This is a genomic window from Pseudomonas sp. NPDC079367, from assembly GCF_044542195.1.
Taxonomy (GTDB): domain Bacteria; phylum Pseudomonadota; class Gammaproteobacteria; order Pseudomonadales; family Pseudomonadaceae; genus Aquipseudomonas.
Genome location: NZ_JBITTW010000026.1, coordinates 12,951 through 27,966, shown reverse-complemented (window position 1 = coordinate 27,966; position 15,016 = coordinate 12,951). Strand labels below are relative to the sequence as shown.

Here is a 15,016-nt window from a genome sequence, read left to right as displayed (position 1 = left end):
CGTTCAATCAAAACAAAATAGACTGGCCCTCAATCCGATCGGCGTCATTCGCCCCTCGGAAGGCCTAAGGAGATGTGCAAGATGCCCAAGGTCGGTATGCAACCCATCCGCCGTCAACAACTGATCGAAGCCACGTTGCAAGCGGTCGATCAGGTCGGAATGGGGGACGCCAGCATTGCGCTGATCGCCCGTTTGGCCGGTGTCTCGAATGGCATCATCAGTCATTACTTTCAGGACAAGAACGGCCTGATCGCCGCCACGATGCGGTACCTGATGAGCGTCCTCAGCGAGAACGTCACCGCGCGCCGTCAGGCGCTGGCAGATGACAGCCCACGGGCGCATCTGCAGGTGATCATCGAAGGCAACTTCGACGCCAGCCAGGTCAATGGCCCGGCAATGAAAACCTGGCTGGCCTTCTGGGCCACCAGCATGCACCAGCCGTCTTTGCACAGGTTGCAGCGGATCAACGATCACCGTCTGTATTCCAACCTGTGCTGCGAGTTCCGTCGGGTGTTGCCGCTCGAAGAAGCGCGCAATGCCGCGCGAGGTCTGGCAGCGTTGATTGACGGCTTGTGGTTGCGCGGCGCGCTGTCGGGAGACGCTTTCGACACGGCGCAGGCGCAACAGATCGCTTACGAATACATGGATTTCCAATTGGCCAAGAAGGTGAGCTAGAGCACACAGAAAATGCTCGGCCCCTGAACTCCACCGCAGCGTGATCGCGGTGGTCAACGCCAACCACCAATGCACTTGCGAGGACACTATGGCCCGTTTCGAACTGCAAAAACTCTACATCGATGGCGCGTACACCGACGCCGGCAGCGACGCCACCTTCGAAGCCATCAACCCGGCGAACGGTGAAGTCCTCGCACTGGTGCAACGTGCGACCAAAGACGACGTCGAGCGCGCCGTGGTCAGCGCCGAAAAGGGCCAGAAAATCTGGGCCGCGATGACCGCCATGGAGCGTTCGCGCATCCTGCGTCGCGCCGTCGACATCCTGCGCGAGCGCAACGACGAACTGGCCGCGCTGGAAACCCTGGACACCGGCAAATCCTTCTCCGAAACCAAGTACGTCGACATCGTCACCGGCGCCGACGTGCTGGAATACTACGCAGGCCTGGTGCCCGCCATCGAAGGCGAGCAGATCCCGCTGCGTGACACCTCGTTCGTTTACACCCGTCGCGAGCCGCTGGGCGTGGTCGCCGGTATCGGCGCATGGAACTACCCGATCCAGATCGCCCTGTGGAAATCCGCTCCAGCCCTGGCGGCCGGCAACGCGATGATCTTCAAGCCAAGCGAAGTCACTTCGCTGACTACCCTGAAACTGGCCGAGATCTACACCGAAGCCGGCGTGCCAAACGGCGTCTTCAACGTACTGACCGGCAGCGGCCGTGAAGTCGGCACCTGGCTGACCGAGCACCCGCGCATCGAGAAAATCTCCTTCACTGGCGGCACCGACACTGGCAAGAAAGTCATGGCCAGCGCCTCGGCTTCGTCGCTCAAGGACGTGACCATGGAACTGGGCGGCAAGTCGCCACTGATCATCTGCGACGATGCTGACCTGGATCGCGCCGCCGACACCGCGATGATGGCCAACTTCTACAGCTCCGGTCAGGTCTGCACCAACGGCACCCGCGTATTCGTACCCGCGCACCTGAAAGCCGCGTTCGAAGCCAAGATCGTTGAGCGCGTTGCGCGTATTCGCGTCGGCAACCCGGAAGACGAAAACACCAACTTCGGCCCGCTGGTCAGCTACGCCCACATGGAAAGCGTGCTGGCTTACATCGAAAAAGGTAAGGAACAAGGCGCACGCGTCCTGTGCGGCGGCGGTCGTCTGACCGACGGCGAATTCGCCAAAGGCGCGTTCGTGGCACCGACCGTGTTCACCGATTGCACCGACGACATGACCATTGTCCGCGAAGAAATCTTCGGCCCGGTCATGGCGATCCTCTCCTACGAAACCGAAGAAGAAGTGATCCGCCGCGCCAACGACACCGACTTCGGCCTGGCCGCCGGTATCGTCACCCGCGACCTGAATCGCGCGCACCGCGTAATTCATCAGCTGGAAGCCGGCATCTGCTGGATCAACGCCTGGGGCGAGTCCGACGCGAAAATGCCGGTGGGCGGTTACAAGCAGTCGGGCGTTGGCCGTGAGAACGGCATCAGCTCGCTGAACAACTTCACCCGCATCAAATCGGTACAGGTCGAGCTGGGCGATTACGTCTCGGTGTTCTAACCCGAGATTTGCGTTGCCCGCGAAGGCCTCTTCGCTGGCAAGCCAGCTCCCACAGGTTCGGGGTAGTCCATCAATCTGTGGCAGCCCCCAATCCTTGTGGGAGCTGGCTTGCCAGCGATTCGAGTGCGCAGCACTCGCCGAGGTCAGACCTGACCACTATCAAAGAGGGTGCATTCAATGTCCCAAGAATTCGATTACATCATCATCGGTGCCGGCTCGGCCGGTAACACCCTGGCGACCCGTCTGACTGAAGACGAAGGCGTCACCGTTCTGCTGCTCGAAGCCGGCGGTCCGGATTACCGTTACGACTTCCGCACGCAAATGCCGGCCGCGCTGGCGTTCCCGCTGCAGGGCCGCCGCTACAACTGGGCCTATGAAACCGATCCAGAGCCACACATGGACGGTCGCCGCATGGAGTGCGGTCGCGGCAAGGGCCTCGGTGGTTCGTCGCTGATCAACGGCATGTGCTACATCCGTGGCAACGCCATGGACTATGACGGCTGGGCGAAACTGCCGGGCCTGGAAAACTGGTCGTACCTTGATTGCCTGCCGTATTTCCGCAAAGCCGAAACCCGTGACATCGGCCCGAACGATTACCACGGTGGCGACGGCCCGGTCAGCGTGACCACACCGAAAGCCGGCAACAACCCGCTGTTCCACGCCATGGTTGAAGCGGGCGTGCAGGCCGGTTATCCGCGCACCGAAGACCTCAACGGTTACCAGCAGGAAGGCTTCGGCCCGATGGACCGCACCGTGACGCCGAACGGCCGTCGTGCTTCCACCGCCCGTGGTTATCTCGACGTCGCCAAAAAGCGCTCGACCCTGACCATCGTCACCCACGCGCTGACCGACAAGATTCTCTTCGAAGGCAAGCGTGCAGTCGGCGTGCGTTATCTGATCGGCGACGCTGAAGAGCGCGTCGAAGCCAAGGCGCGCAAGGAAGTCCTGCTGTGCTCCGGCGCCATCGCGTCGCCGCAGATTCTGCAGCGCTCCGGTGTCGGCCCGGCGAAACTGCTGGAAAGCCTCGACATCCCGGTGGTCCACGACCTGCCGGGCGTCGGTGAAAACCTCCAGGATCACCTCGAGCTGTATCTGCAATACGCCTGCACCCAACCGGTCTCGCTGTACCCGTCGTTGCTCTGGTACAACCAGCCGGCCATCGGTGCCGAGTGGCTGTTCAACGGCACCGGCATCGGCGCCAGCAACCAGTTCGAGGCCGGCGGTTTCATCCGTTCGCGTCCGGAATTCGAATGGCCGAACATCCAGTACCACTTCTTGCCGGTGGCGATTAACTACAACGGCAGCAACGGTGTGAAAGAGCACGGTTTCCAGGCGCACATGGGATCCATGCGTTCGCCGAGTCGTGGCCGCATCCAGGTCAAATCCAAGGATCCGCGCCAGCACCCGAGCATCCTGTTCAACTACATGGCCACCGAGCAGGACTGGCAGGAATTCCGCGATGGCATCCGCCTGACCCGGGAAATCATGCAGCAGCCGGCACTCGACGCGTTCCGTGGCCGCGAAATCAGCCCCGGCATTGACGTGCAAACCGATGAGCAGCTCGACAAGTTCATCCGCGAGCACGCTGAAACCGCGTTCCACCCGTCCTGCTCGTGCAAGATGGGCACCGACGAGATGGCGGTGGTCGACGGTGAAGGCCGTGTGCACGGCATGCAGAGCCTGCGCGTGGTCGATGCCTCGATCATGCCGATCATCACCACCGGCAACCTCAACGCACCGACGATCATGATGGCCGAGAAAATCGCCGACAGGATCCGTGGCCGCAAGCCGCTGCCGCGCAGCAATGCCGCTTACTACGTCGCGAACGGCGCGCCGGTCAAAGGCAAGCCGATGCGTGATATCACCCCGGTTACTCAATAAAACCGTAATACCGAGGCGCGGCCTTCGCGAGCAAGCCCGCTCCCACATTGGATCCTGGTGTTCACAAATTTTGTGTTCACTGAAGATCTACTGTGGGAGGGGCTTGCTCGCGAAGGGGCCCTCACATTCAGCACAAATTCCCCTGCTGCGCAGTAAATCCCCATACACCCCTCTTCACTTGATCCTCCCCCCACGCAGGCCTACTCTAGACCTCGCGCAACCGTATTACCCCCTCCCCGCTGTCGCCATGCCGCTACTCCATTACAAGGAGGTTCACGAATGTTCGATTTCCACCCCCAGCTCAAGCAGCGCTTCGCTGCCTTGCGCACGGGCGCTGAATTTTTTTCCCTGCGGTATGTACGCGAGTCAGGGCAGTACCTGTCGGTGCGCAAGAACGTCGCCGAACCGCCGAGTTTGAGCCGCGATGAGGGGGCGATGCTCACCGTGCGCGTCAACGGCGTCGAAGCCTACGCGGCGACCAATGACCTCTCGCAACAAGGCCTGCAAGCCGCCCTCGAACGCGCCGAGCAACAGGCCCGCCGCCTCAAGCCGCACGCCTTGCTCGATCTGCGCGAGCAGCCGCTTTCCAGCGACCGCGCTGATTATTTTTCACCCAACCTCGAACAGCCCTTCCCGTCACTGAGCGAATGCTTCGATCTGCTTGGTGCGGAATCCGCCTCGGTGCCCAAGGATGAGCGCCTGGTCAATTGGCAGGTGAGCATTGGCATTACCCACGTTGAACAGATTTACCTGAGCAGCGCCGGGGCCCAATTGCGCCAAGCGCAGCGCTTCGTTTATCCAAGCCTCGACGTCACCGCTTACGACGGCAACGACAGCCAGACCCGCAGCCTCGGCCGCGAGAACTTCGGCCAGCAGGGTGGCGCCGATGTCATCAGCCGTTGCGGCCTGGTCGGTGCCGGTCCGCAAGTCGCCGATCAGGCCCTGCAACTGCTGCTCGCGCCAAACACCCCGCAAGGCCCGCGCGACCTGCTGCTGATGCCCGATCAAATGATGCTGCAGATCCACGAATCCATCGGCCACCCGCTGGAACTCGACCGGATCCTGGGCGATGAGCGCAATTACGCCGGCACCAGTTTCGTCAAAGCCAGCGACTTCGGCAGCCTGCAATACGGCTCGAAGCTGCTCAACGTGACCTTCGATCCGGGCATCCCGGAAGAACTCGCCAGCTATGGCCATGACGACGACGGCAGTGCGGCCAGCAAACAATTCCTGATTCGCGACGGCCTGCTGCTGCGGCCATTGGGCGGCGCGCTGTCGCAATATCGCGCCGGCCTCGATGGCGTTGCCAACAGCCGCGCCTGCGGCTGGAACCGGCCACCGATCGACCGCATGGCCAACCTCAACATCGAGCCGGGTGATCAGACGCTGGAGCAGATGATCGGTGGTATCGAACACGGCATTCTGATGAGCACCAACCGTTCATGGTCGATTGACGATGCGCGCAACAAATTCCAGTTCGGCTGCGAATGGGGCCAGTTGATCGAGAATGGTGAACTTAAAGGCGTGGTGAAAAATCCCAACTACCGGGCCATTTCCGCGCACTTTTGGAAAAGCCTGCGCGCCGTCGGCGACGCCAACACCGTCAAGGTGCTGGGTACGCCGAACTGCGGCAAGGGCGAACCGAACCAGGTGATTCGCGTCGGCCACGCTTCGCCGGCCTGCGTATTCAGTAACATTGATGTGTTTGGGGGAGACGCCTGATGAGCATTTCGAAGCGTCAGTCCGACGCCTTCAAGGTCATGGTCAACTGGTTGCGCGACAGCGTGCGCGAGCCGGAACAGTTCACGCTCAGCTACGCCGCCGAAGCCTCGGCATTCGTGCGTTTCAATCACGCCAAGGTGCGCCAGGCCGGGCAAGTGCAGCAGGCCAACGTTGGCCTGAAACTGATCGACGACGGTCGCCATGCCGACCTGCAAATCACCTTGTCCGGGGATCCGGAAGCCGATCTGCAACGGCTCGCTGAAGGCCTGCAACAATTGCGCGAAACCCTGCCGCTGCTGCCGCAGGATCCGTACCTGCTGCTCAATCACAACAGCTGGCAGAGCACACACGTACAAGCGCATCCGCTGCCGGACACCGAACATGTCGTCGGGCAAATCTGTGCCGCCGCTGAAGGTCTCGATCTGGTCGGTTTTTATGCTGCCGGTCCGATCAGTCGCGGTTTCGCCAGTTCCGCCGGCGCGTTCGGCTGGCATGAAGCCAACAGCTTCAATTTCGACTTCAGCCTGTTCCACGAAAATGGCGAAGCGGTGAAGGCCAGCTACGCGGGGCACGACTGGAGCGACGAGGGTTTCGCCCGGCGTTTCGCCCTGGCCCGCGAACAGCTGGAGTTTCTCGGCCGACCGTTACGCACTCTGGCGCCGGGTCAGTACCGCGCCTATCTGGCGCCGGCAGCGCTGGAAGAAATCATGGGCATGCTCAGTTGGGGCGGGTTCTCGGCGCAATCGATCGCCAGCAAAAGCAGTCCACTGCAGAAGCTCTACGTCGGCGACCAGACATTCAGCCCATTGCTGTCGCTGGATGAAAAAGTCAGCGAATCGCTGAGCCCGGCGTTTTCCGCCGAAGGTTATCCGCGCAGCGATCTGCGTCTGATCATCGAAGGACGGGCCGGCGATCAACTGGTCGGTTCGCGCAGCGCTGCCGAATACGGCCTGGCGGCCAACGGTGCGGGCGGCGGCGAGATGCCCAGTGCGTTGAACATGGCCGCCGGTGATCTGTCGCAAGAAGAGATCCTCAAGCAGTTGGGCACCGGGCTGTACATCAGCAACCTGTGGTACCTGAACTACTCGGATCAACCGGCGGCGCGCATGACCGGCATGACCCGTTTCGCGACCTTCTGGGTCGAGAATGGCGAGATCCAGGCGCCGGTCAGCACCATGCGTTTCGACGACAGCGCCTACAACCTGCTCGGCTCGCAGCTGGAAGCGTTGACTGCCGAGCGCGAATTGCTGTTGTCGGCGAGCACGTACAGCCAGCGCAACACCTCGTCATCGCTGTTGCCGGGGGCGCTGGTCAGCCGACTGACCCTGACCCTGTAAACGCAAAACCTGTGGGAGCGGGCTTGCTCGCGAACGCGGTGTATCAGTCACCCTGTCTGTCGACTGAAAAACTGCATTCGCGAGCAAGCCCGCTCCCACACTGACTGCGCTAGACAATGGACATGCATTAACTCCAACAACAGAGGTTCCATGCCCAACCGCCCACCTCTCGACGCCATCACCGCCCGCTGGTTGCCGTGGGTCGTCGCCATTGCGTTCTTCATGCAGTCCCTCGACGGGACCATCCTCAACACTGCGCTGCCGGCCATGGCCAGCGATCTGGCCGAAGACCCGTTGCGCATGCAGGGCGTGATCATCGCCTACATGCTCACCGTGGCTCTGTTGATCCCGGCGTCAGGCTGGATTGCCGACCGCTTCGGCACCAAGAAGATTTTCTTCGGCGCGATCCTGCTGTTCAGTTTTGGCTCGCTGCTCTGTGCGTTGTCCAGCAGCCTCGGCATGCTCATCGGCGCCCGCGTCATTCAAGGCCTCGGTGGTGCGCTGATGCTACCGGTCGGGCGGCTGGTGGTGCTGCGCGCCTATCCGCGCTCGGAACTGGTGCGAATCATGGGTTTCATCACCATTCCCGGCCTGCTCGGCCCACTCATCGGCCCGACCATGGGCGGCTGGATGGTGGAATACGTGACGTGGCACTGGATCTTCCTGATCAATCTGCCGGTCGGCGTCATCGGTTGTTATGCAGTGTGGAAATTCATTCCCGACCTGCGCGGCACGGAGCGCACGCGCTTCGACAGCCTCGGCTTTCTGCTGTTCGGCGCGGCGATGATCCTCATCACCATCGCCATGGAAGGCCTTGGTGAACTGCACCTGCCGCACCTGCGGGTGATGTTGCTGCTGTTCGCCGGCATGGCCTGTCTGGCGGCGTACTGGCTGCGCGCCGGGCACATCGAAAACCCGTTGTTCGCGCCGTCATTGTTCAAGACCCGCACCTTCGCCGTCGGCATTCTCGGCAACCTGTTCGCGCGACTGGGCAGCGGCGCTTTGCCATTTCTGGTGCCGCTGCTGTTGCAAGTGGCGTTGGGCTATTCGCCGTCGCAAGCCGGGATGAGCATGTTGCCGCTGGCCGCGGCGGCGATGGTCGCCAAGTGGGTGGCGCGGCCGCTGATCGAACGCCTTGGCTATCGCATCGTGCTCACCGGCAACACGTTGGCGCTGGGGATCATGCTGGCGAGCATGGGTCTGGTCAGCGAGCAGACGCCGTACTGGTTGCTGCTGTGCCTGCTGGCAGTGCTGGGTGCGATCAACTCGCTGCAATTCACCGCGATGAACACGGTAACCCTGATCGATCTCGATGATGCCAGCGCCAGCAGCGGCAACAGCTTGCTGTCGGTGGTGGCGCAGTTGTCGCTGAGCCTCGGCGTGGCCTGCGCCGGCGCGCTGCTCGGCGGCTTCACCGCGAAAGTCGGCAACGATGGCGTGGAAACCGTGCTCGGTGCGTTCCAGCTGACCTTCGTCACGGTCGGGGTGATGGCGATGCTGGCGGCGACGATCTTCTCGCAGCTGTCGAAGGAAGACGGGCGCCGGGCGAAACGGCCGCAGGAGCACATCGAACATTAATCGCTGTTCGTCCAGAACTGTCGAGGAAACGGGCACGGGGCTGCTACACTGCGCGACATTTTGTTTTGCAGGCCAGTCCCGTGACCACCATCGCCACCGCTTTTAATACTCTGCCGCTGTCCGCCGCCATGCTGGCTAACCTCGAATCACTCGGTTATGCCCAGATGACGCCGATCCAGGCGCAGAGCTTGCCGGTGATCCTCAAAGGGATGGACCTGATCGCCCAGGCCAAGACCGGCAGCGGCAAGACCGCTGCGTTCGGCATCGGCCTGCTCAACCCGATCAACCCGCGCTACTTCGGTTGTCAGGCGCTGGTGATCTGCCCGACCCGCGAGCTGGCCGACCAGGTCGCCAAGGAAGTCCGCCGTCTGGCCCGTGCCGAAGACAACATCAAGGTCCTGACCCTGTGCGGCGGCGTGTCGTTCGGCCCGCAGATCGCTTCGCTGGAACACGGCGCACACATCATCGTCGGCACCCCGGGGCGCATTCAGCAGCACTTGCGCAAGGGTTCGCTGGTGCTCGATGGCCTGAACACGCTGATCCTCGACGAAGCCGACCGCATGCTCGACATGGGTTTCTACGACGCCATCGAAGACATCATCATCAAGACCCCGGAGCGCCGGCAGACTCTGCTGTTCTCCGCCACCTACCCGGTGGGCATCAAGCAACTGGCCTCGAAATTCATGCGCGATCCGCAGACCGTCAAGGCTGAAGCCTTCCACGACGACACGCAGATCGAGCAGCGCTTCTACGAGATTTCCCCGGAAGAGCGCATGAGCGCGGTGACCAAAGTCCTGCATCACTTCCGTCCAGCGTCCTGCGTGGCGTTCTGCTTCACCAAGCAGCAGGTGCAGGAAACCGTCGATCACCTGACCGCCAAAGGCATTTCGGCGGTCGGCCTGCACGGCGATCTGGAACAGCGTGACCGCGATCAGGTGCTGGCGATGTTCGCCAACCGCAGCACCTCGGTACTGGTCGCCACCGACGTCGCCGCCCGTGGTCTGGATATCGATGCGCTGGACATGGTGATCAACGTCGAACTGGCCCGCGATTCGGAAATCCACATCCACCGCGTCGGCCGTACCGGTCGGGCTGGCGAGAAAGGCATTGCCATCAGCCTCGTCGCGCCATCCGAAGCGCACCGCGCGCAAGCCATCGAACAATTGCAGAAGGCGCCGTTGAACTGGGATCAGATCGACAATCTCAAGTCCCAGGGCCTGGCGCCGCTGCAACCGCCGATGACCACCCTGTGCATCGGCGCCGGCCGTAAAGACAAAGTGCGTCCGGGCGACATTCTTGGCGCGTTGACGGGCGAAGCCGGCATTCCCGGCGCGCAGGTGGGCAAGATCGCGATCTTCGATTTCCAGGCCTACGTTGCCGTGGAACGCACCGTGGCCATGCAGGCCCTGCAGCGTTTGAATGACGGCAAGATCAAGGGCCGCTCGTTGCGCGTACGCATTTTGTAAGAACAACGTAACTCCCCTGTAGGAGCTGCCGCAGGCTGCGATCTTTTGACTTTGTTTTTTAAGAGCACGATCAAAAGATCGCAGCCTGCGGCAGCTCCTACAGTTCGTTTTGTGGTGACATTTCAGAGGACACCGTTTTGCGCTCTACCGAAGTCGTGATCATTGGCGCTGGCGCCGCTGGGTTGATGTGTGCACTGACCGCCGCCGGGCGCGGGCGTCAGGTGTTGCTGCTCGATCACGCGAACAAGGCTGGCAAGAAAATCCTCATGTCGGGCGGTGGCCGCTGCAACTTCACCAACATGTACACCGAGCCGAGCAATTTCCTCTCGCAGAATCCGCATTTCTGCAAATCCGCTCTGGCGCGTTACACCCAGTGGGATTTCATCGGTCTGGTCGGTAAACACGGCGTTCCGTACCACGAGAAGAAACTCGGCCAGCTGTTCTGCGATAACAAGTCCAGCGACATCCTCGAAATGCTCCTCGATGAATGTGATCAGGCCGGCGTCGAGTTGCATCTGGACACATCGATCCAGACCATCGAGAAAGTCGACAGCGGTTACCTGCTCGACACCACTCTGGGCCAGGTGCAGTGCCAGTCACTGGTGATCGCCACCGGCGGCTTGTCGATCCCGACGCTGGGCGCCACCGGTTTCGGCTATCAGGTAGCGAAACAGTTCGGCCATGAGTTGCTGCCGACCCGCGCCGGGCTGGTGCCGTTCACCATCACCGATCAGCTCAAGGAACTGTGTACCGAGCTGTCCGGCACTTCGGTGGATTGCCTGGTCAGCTGCAACGAGCAGAGTTTTCGCGAAAACATCCTGTTCACTCACCGTGGCCTCAGTGGCCCGGCGATTCTGCAGATTTCCTCGTTCTGGGAGTCGGGCGATACGGTGGAAATCAATCTGCTGCCGGATTACGACGCCGCAAGCTGGCTGCAGCAGCAAGTGGCCGAACGGCCGAACAGCGAGCTGAAGACGCTGCTCGGCGAAATCTTCACCAAGAAGATGGCCAATCTGTTGGCAGACAACTGGTTCGTCTCCAAACCGATGAAACAGTACACCCACGCCGAACTGGCCGAGATCGCCGACAAACTGGGCAGCTGGAAAGTCGTGCCGGCAGGCACCGAAGGCTATCGCACGGCCGAGGTGACCCTGGGTGGCGTCGATACCCGTGAAGTGTCGTCCAAAACCATGGAATCGCTGAAAAGCCCGGGTCTGTATTTCATTGGTGAAGTGCTGGATGTCACCGGCCATCTGGGCGGGTTCAACTTTCAATGGGCATGGGCCTCGGGCTACGCCGCCGCGCAGTACGTCTGATCCAGCGCAAATCAAAACCGTGGGAGCGGGCTTGCTCGCGAATGCGGTGTGTCATTCAAAATCATCGTTGGCTGACACTCTGCTTTCGCGAGCAAGCCCGCTCCCACATTTGCTCCGTGTGATGCAGTCAGGAACACTTTTTGCTGTCAGATGTGCTCGGCGCCATTGCGTCGGCGTCATTACTGGCTCAATTTAGCGGCATCGCCTCGGAAGGCCTTCGCACTTCATGTCCTCGACCTCGTTTCGTCAGTCTTTGCGGCGCCTGTGGGCGCTGGATAAATTCAGTTACAGCGTGCGGGTATTCATCGCCCTGACCGGCAGCATGGCGCTGTGCTGGCATCAGGATGAAATGGGCCTGCTGATCCCGTTGTTCCTCGGCATCATCGCCAGCGCCCTGGCCGAGACCGATGACAGTTGGCAGGGTCGTCTCAACGCTCTGGCGGTGACGCTGGTGTGTTTCAGCATCGCCGCGCTGTCGGTGGAATTGCTCTTCCCCTACCCGATCATTTTCGCCGTAGCCCTGGCGCTGGCCAGTTTCGGGCTGACCATGCTCGGTGCGCTGGGCGAGCGTTATGGGGCGATCGCTTCGGCAACCTTGATCCTTTCCGTGTACACGATGATCGGCGTCGATCAGCGCGGCGGCGCGGTTACCGATTTCTGGCACGAACCGATGCTGCTGGTCGCCGGCGCGGCGTGGTACGGCTTGCTCTCGGTGCTGTGGCAGGCGCTGTTTTCCAATCAGCCGGTGCAGCAGAGTCTGGCGCGGCTGTTCCGCGAACTGGGCCTTTACCTGAAGCTGAAATCCTCGCTGTTCGAGCCCATCCGGCAAATGGACGTCGAAGCCCGCCGTCTGGAACTGGCGCAGCAGAATGGGCGCGTGGTCGCCGCACTGAACACAGCCAAGGAAATCATCCTGCACCGGGTCGGCAACGGTCGGCCGGGCTCCAAAGTCAGCCGGTATCTGAAGCTGTACTTCCTTGCCCAGGACATCCACGAACGCGCCAGCTCCTCGCACTACCCTTACAACGCACTGGCCGAGGCGTTCTTCCACAGTGACGTGCTGTTCCGCTGCCAGCGCCTGCTGCGCCAGCAAGGCAAGGCCTGCCGCGCCCTGGCCGAATCGATCCAGATGCGCCAGCCGTTCATCTATGACGCCAGTTTCGCCGAAGCCCTGAACGACCTGCATGCCTCCCTCGAACACTTGCGCATCCAGAGCAACCCGGCATGGCGCGGGCTGCTGCGCTCGCTGCGCGCACTGGCGGCCAACCTCGGCACCCTCGACCGCTTGCTCAGCGATGCGAGCAATCCGGATGCCCTCGCTGATGCGACCGACAGCAGCCTGCTCGACCGCTCACCGCGCAATCTCAAGGACGTGTGGATTCGCCTGCGCACGCAACTGACGCCGACCTCGCTGCTGTTCCGCCACGCTCTGCGCCTGCCATTGGCGCTGAGCATCGGCTACGGCATGGTGCACCTCATCCACCCGTCGCAAGGCTACTGGATCATTCTCACCACGCTGTTCGTCTGCCAGCCGAATTACGGCGCCACCCGGCGCAAGCTCGGCCAGCGGATCATCGGCACGGCCATTGGCCTGACGGTGGCCTGGGCGCTGTTCGATCTGTTTCCCAGCCCGGTGGTGCAATCGTGCTTCGCCATCGCTGCCGGCGTGGTGTTCTTCACCAACCGCACGACCCGCTATACCCTGGCGACTGCAGCGATCACCATCATGGTGCTGTTCTGCTTCAATCAGGTCGGCGATGGCTACGGGCTGTTCCTGCCGCGCCTGTTCGATACGTTGCTGGGTAGCCTGATTGCGGGGCTGGCGGTGTTCCTGTTCCTGCCGGACTGGCAGGGTCGGCGCCTGAACAAAGTGCTGGCCAACACACTGACCTGCAACAGCATCTACCTGCGCCAGATCATGCAGCAATACGCCGCCGGCAAGAGCGACGACCTCGCCTATCGCCTCGCCCGACGCAACGCGCACAACGCCGATGCGGCATTGTCGACGACCCTGGCAAACATGCTCATGGAGCCGGGGCATTTCCGTAAGGAGGCGGATGTCGGCTTCCGTTTTCTGGTGCTGTCGCACACGTTGCTCAGTTACCTCTCAGGCCTGGGCGCCCACCGCGAGACGCAGTTGCCAGCCGAAGTGCGTGAGCATCTGATCGAAGGCGCCGGGGTGAAACTGGCGACCAGCATCGACGAAATCGCCCAAGGCCTGGCCAGCAAGCAGCCGATTGCCATTCAGAGTGATGAAGAGGAAGCGCTGGCCAATGAGCTGGAGCAGATGCCGGACGAGATTGATGAAGGGCAGCGGTTGGTGCAGACGCAATTGGCGCTGATTTGCCGGCAGCTGGGGCCGCTTCGCACGTTGGCGGCGCATTTGATCAAGGACACCAGTGAGGTCAGCGCTGGCTGAAAGAGCGCCTTCGCGAGCGGGCTTGCTCGCCAAAGGGCCACCAGCCGCACAGCAGATGCTGGATCAGCCTCACATGCCATGGCGCCGCAGCAACTTGTCATATGTCCCGTCAGCCTTCATCGCTGCAATCGCCCGATCAAACCCGGCGACAATCTGCTCATGCTGCGGATTTTTCAGACTGACCAGAATATGCAGGCTGTTCTCACTCAGCGGCTTGGGTAAAAACTCCACCGAATTGCGTACCTTGGCCGATTCACGTGCCAGGTAATACTTGGCCACATACTCATCTTCCAGCGTCAGCTTGACCCGGTCCGCCGCAAGCATGCGCACGCCCATGGCGAAGTTATGCACAGGCACTTTCTGCATCGCCGTGTCGGCATCGAACGGTGCGGAATAGGCATACCCGCGCACCACTGCAACAGGATAGGTGTGCAGTTGCTCAAGGTTGCTGTAGTCAATAGGTGCATCTTTGCGCTTGAGAAAGCGAATGCGGTTGATCAGGTACTCGCCGGAGAACTGGCCGATCTGCGTGCGTTCGTCGTTGTACCAGGCGTTGACCAGCACGTCGTAACGTCCTTCGCCAATCCCCAGCAACGCCCGTGCCCAAGGCACTTGCTCGTACCCGCTGGCATAACCGGCGCGAGCCAGTGCGGTGCTGACAATATCGGTAGCCAGTCCACCGTTGACCAGCGCATCGTCGGTAAACGGCGGCCAGTTATCGAACGCCAGCCGCAGCTTCTGCGCTGCAGCATCCTGGCCGAGCGACAGCAGTCCGATCAACGCAACGGCTTGAAGCAATCGCAGCATGCTTGAACATCCTCAGCGGGCACCGCCCGACGCGTCTTCACGCCAAAAACCCAAGGCCCCTTACCGGCAACACCCAACCGTTGGACATTGGCTCATGCGAGCCAGTGCCCAGCGCTTTTCAGCAGATTACACAAAGTCGCAGGCGCCGCGCGAAAGGAATGATGGCATTTTGACCTTTATCACAGACTGTTGCGCCATACAGACAGACGGAGCCAGTGCGCTTAGTATCGGGCCACATGCTCAAGGAATCGAAA

General features: G+C 61.5%; 10 protein-coding genes. 9 read left to right on the top strand and 1 reads right to left on the bottom strand.

Annotated elements, in window-relative coordinates:
- Window positions 1-81: 81 nt before the first annotated feature.
- From betI to yccS, 9 genes are all read left to right on the top strand, one after another.
- On the top strand, window positions 82-675 hold the full coding sequence (gene betI / locus ACIGDJ_RS19000; RefSeq protein WP_101161080.1) for a transcriptional regulator BetI: 594 nt from the start codon (window positions 82-84) through the stop codon (window positions 673-675).
- A gap of 88 nt (window positions 676-763) precedes the next feature.
- On the top strand, window positions 764-2,236 hold the full coding sequence (gene betB, locus ACIGDJ_RS18995; RefSeq protein WP_397504591.1) for a betaine-aldehyde dehydrogenase: 1,473 nt from the start codon (window positions 764-766) through the stop codon (window positions 2,234-2,236).
- A 177-nt stretch (window positions 2,237-2,413) separates the two neighbouring features.
- Window positions 2,414-4,117 (top strand): choline dehydrogenase, encoded by a 1,704-nt coding sequence (gene betA, locus ACIGDJ_RS18990; protein WP_101161086.1) that lies wholly within the window; start codon window positions 2,414-2,416, stop codon window positions 4,115-4,117.
- Window positions 4,118-4,396: 279 nt separating this feature from the next.
- Entirely contained in the window at window positions 4,397-5,839 is a 1,443-nt protein-coding gene (locus ACIGDJ_RS18985) for a TldD/PmbA family protein (protein ID WP_397478621.1), read from the top strand.
- Window positions 5,839-7,176, top strand: a complete 1,338-nt coding sequence (locus tag ACIGDJ_RS18980) for a TldD/PmbA family protein (protein WP_101161092.1) — start codon at window positions 5,839-5,841, stop codon at window positions 7,174-7,176. The genes ACIGDJ_RS18985 and ACIGDJ_RS18980 overlap by 1 nt, the downstream gene beginning before the upstream one ends.
- A gap of 150 nt (window positions 7,177-7,326) precedes the next feature.
- Window positions 7,327-8,754, top strand: a complete 1,428-nt coding sequence (gene mdtD, locus ACIGDJ_RS18975) for a multidrug transporter subunit MdtD (protein ID WP_397478622.1) — start codon at window positions 7,327-7,329, stop codon at window positions 8,752-8,754.
- An 80-nt stretch (window positions 8,755-8,834) separates the two neighbouring features.
- Complete coding sequence (gene dbpA, locus ACIGDJ_RS18970; RefSeq protein WP_024014613.1) at window positions 8,835-10,220, top strand: ATP-dependent RNA helicase DbpA; 1,386 nt, start codon at window positions 8,835-8,837, stop codon at window positions 10,218-10,220.
- A 137-nt stretch (window positions 10,221-10,357) separates the two neighbouring features.
- Window positions 10,358-11,536, top strand: a complete 1,179-nt coding sequence (locus ACIGDJ_RS18965) for an NAD(P)/FAD-dependent oxidoreductase (protein ID WP_397478623.1) — start codon at window positions 10,358-10,360, stop codon at window positions 11,534-11,536.
- 226 nt (window positions 11,537-11,762) lie between these two features.
- Window positions 11,763-13,955 (top strand): YccS family putative transporter, encoded by a 2,193-nt coding sequence (gene yccS / locus ACIGDJ_RS18960; RefSeq protein ID WP_101161099.1) that lies wholly within the window; start codon window positions 11,763-11,765, stop codon window positions 13,953-13,955.
- A gap of 69 nt (window positions 13,956-14,024) precedes the next feature.
- Here the strand turns inward: yccS and ACIGDJ_RS18955 are convergent, their stop codons facing one another.
- Window positions 14,025-14,762: an ABC transporter substrate-binding protein gene (locus ACIGDJ_RS18955; RefSeq protein ID WP_101161102.1), complete on the bottom strand. Its 738-nt coding sequence runs from the start codon at window positions 14,760-14,762 to the stop codon at window positions 14,025-14,027.
- Window positions 14,763-15,016: the final 254 nt, after the last annotated feature.

Coding starts and splice junctions, on each gene's coding strand:
- betB (WP_397504591.1), top strand. CDS start 764: ATGGCCCGTTTCGAACTGCAAAAACTCTACATCGATGGCGCGTACACC.
- ACIGDJ_RS18980 (WP_101161092.1), top strand. CDS start 5,839: ATGAGCATTTCGAAGCGTCAGTCCGACGCCTTCAAGGTCATGGTCAAC.
- ACIGDJ_RS18955 (WP_101161102.1), bottom strand. CDS start 14,762: ATGCTGCGATTGCTTCAAGCCGTTGCGTTGATCGGACTGCTGTCGCTC.
- ACIGDJ_RS18985 (WP_397478621.1), top strand. CDS start 4,397: ATGTTCGATTTCCACCCCCAGCTCAAGCAGCGCTTCGCTGCCTTGCGC.
- betA (WP_101161086.1), top strand. CDS start 2,414: ATGTCCCAAGAATTCGATTACATCATCATCGGTGCCGGCTCGGCCGGT.
- mdtD (WP_397478622.1), top strand. CDS start 7,327: ATGCCCAACCGCCCACCTCTCGACGCCATCACCGCCCGCTGGTTGCCG.
- yccS (WP_101161099.1), top strand. CDS start 11,763: ATGTCCTCGACCTCGTTTCGTCAGTCTTTGCGGCGCCTGTGGGCGCTG.
- betI (WP_101161080.1), top strand. CDS start 82: ATGCCCAAGGTCGGTATGCAACCCATCCGCCGTCAACAACTGATCGAA.